Below are 2,017 nucleotides of genomic sequence, written 5' to 3' on the forward strand. Positions count from 1 at the left end.
TGTGGCGGGAGTTGTGGCGGTGCAGGTCGGGGTACAGGTTGTAGAGGCCGTCGAGGCCGATGTCGGCCTGCGCGGTGGTGCGAGCGGCCCTGCCGTCGGGATTGGTGTAGAAGCGCACCAGCACGTGCGGCAGTCCCATGGTGCCGAGGAATGTCGCCACCATGAGGGAGAACACCTGGTAGGTCGGGTGCGGGCCGCCGAGCCCGCCGCCGGGTTCCAACCAGCTCGCGCCGTCGGCGGGCGCGCCCTCGACCACCGGCACCGTCGCCCCCGCGGGCAGCACCAGCTCCGTGTCCGCGGCCAGCTCGTGCGTACCGGGCGTGAGCGTCACCGTCCCGTCGACCTGCTCGCCGTCCAATCTGCCGTTCACCACGACCTGCTGTGCCGCCTGCACCCGCACCAGCACGTCGGTGCTGACCTCGACGGTCGTGGCCTCGGCCACCACCGGCGGTGCGGGCGTGCCGATCTCGCGTGGCGCGCCGAGGAAGTGACCAAGCAGCACCAGCGCGGGCAACGCGACCGCGGTGAGCTTGAGCCAGTACTGGAAGGCCTGCACCAGCGTGATCGAGCGCATCCCGCCGCCCGCCACATTGGCGATGACGATGGCGCCGACCGCCAGCGCGCCCACCCAGCCCGGCAGTCCGAGCAGGATGCGCAGAGTCAGGCCCGCGCCCTGGAACTGCGGGATCAGATAGACCGCGCACACCAGCACCACCACCACGGCGGCCAGCCTGCGCAGGGTCGGCGAACCGAGCCGGAACTCGGCGAAATCGGGCACCGTGTAGGCGCCCGACCGTCGCAACGGCGCGGCCACGAACATCAGCAGCCCGAGATAGCCCGCGGTGAACCCCACCGGATACCACAACGCGTCCGCGCCGTACTTGGCGATCAGCCCGGCCACGCCGAGAAAGGAGGCGGCGGACAGGTATTCACCGGAGATGGCCGCGGCGTTCCAGCGCGGCCCGACGCTACGCGAGGCCACCAGGAAGTCGGAGGTGGTGCGCGCCAGCCGCACCCCGTAGGCGCCGATCGCCACGGTCGCGACCGCCGCCAGCAGCAGCGCCGCCACGATCAGCGCCTGCGCCCGCACATCGGTCACCGGCGCCATCTCAGTCCCCGGTGACGTCGAGGAAGTCGGATTCGTTGCGCTCGGCCCAGCGCACGTACAGCCTGCCCACGGCCAGCAGCGCCGGATACACCGCGATCCCGAGCACCAGCCACGGCAGCGCGATCCCGGCCACCCGCACCGAGCCGAGCGGGGTGGCGGTGAACAGCAACGGCAGGGAGCCGAGCACCAGCACCGTCACCAGCGCGCAGCGCACCGCCAGCCCCAGCTGGGCGCGGACGAGCCCGTCGATCAGCGCCTCGCCGATCTCGGTCTGCTCCACCATCTCCCCGCGTGTCGGCATGCGCCGCGCGCCCCGCCTGCCGGCCAGCACCACCCGCACGCGCTGCGGCTTCGCCGGGCCGGTCACCGGCGCACCCGGGTGCGGATCGCGGCGCCGCTCGCCGCGGGCTGGTGCGCCGCGTTCATCTGCTCTGCCCGCCCCTCGGGCGCGGCGTCCTCGGTCCGAGCGCCAGCCGCTGCTTGAGTTCGCGCACCTGCCGCCGGGCGACCGGCAACTCGACCGCCGCGGCCTCGCCCTCACCGCGCAGGCAGACCAGGGTGCTGCTTCCGACCGTGCGCAGCCCGGTGACCAGGCGCAGCGCCACCAGATAGGAGCGGTGCACACGCAGGAAACCGGCGTTCTCCCAACGCTGTTCCAACGCCGAGAGCGGAATCCGCACCAGGTGCGAACCCGCGGTGGTGTGCAGGCGGGCGTAGTCGCCGTCGGCCTCCACCCAGCTCACCGTCGACCGGTGCACCAGCGTGGTGACCCCGCCCAGTTCCACCGGGATCACCTCGTTGGGGTCCTGACGCGGCGCATCGGCGCGCGCGCACGCCCCCGCCAGCCCCAATGGCCCGACCCCCACGGACAGGCAACGCGCCCGCAGCGGCTATATGAGGGTTTGGATT

The 2,017-nt window shown here is 72.8% G+C and carries 2 protein-coding genes and 1 pseudogene; all 3 read right to left on the minus strand.

Going from position 1 to position 2,017, the window contains the following annotated elements; genetic code table 11:
• On the minus strand, positions 1–1,099 hold a 1,099-nt coding region (locus QH283_RS03865; protein ID WP_432420652.1), incomplete at its 3' end, for a sodium:solute symporter family transporter.
• A gap of 10 nt (positions 1,100–1,109) precedes the next feature.
• On the minus strand, positions 1,110–1,442 hold the full coding sequence (locus QH283_RS03870; RefSeq protein WP_280501641.1) for a hypothetical protein: 333 nt from the start codon (positions 1,440–1,442) through the stop codon (positions 1,110–1,112).
• A gap of 88 nt (positions 1,443–1,530) precedes the next feature.
• Positions 1,531–1,998 (minus strand): annotated as a pseudogene (locus QH283_RS03875) (LytR/AlgR family response regulator transcription factor); the annotation flags it as partial.
• Between the last annotated feature and the right edge of the window lie 19 nt (positions 1,999–2,017).

Source organism: Nocardia farcinica (genome assembly GCF_029867845.1).
Taxonomy (GTDB): domain Bacteria; phylum Actinomycetota; class Actinomycetes; order Mycobacteriales; family Mycobacteriaceae; genus Nocardia; species Nocardia farcinica_A.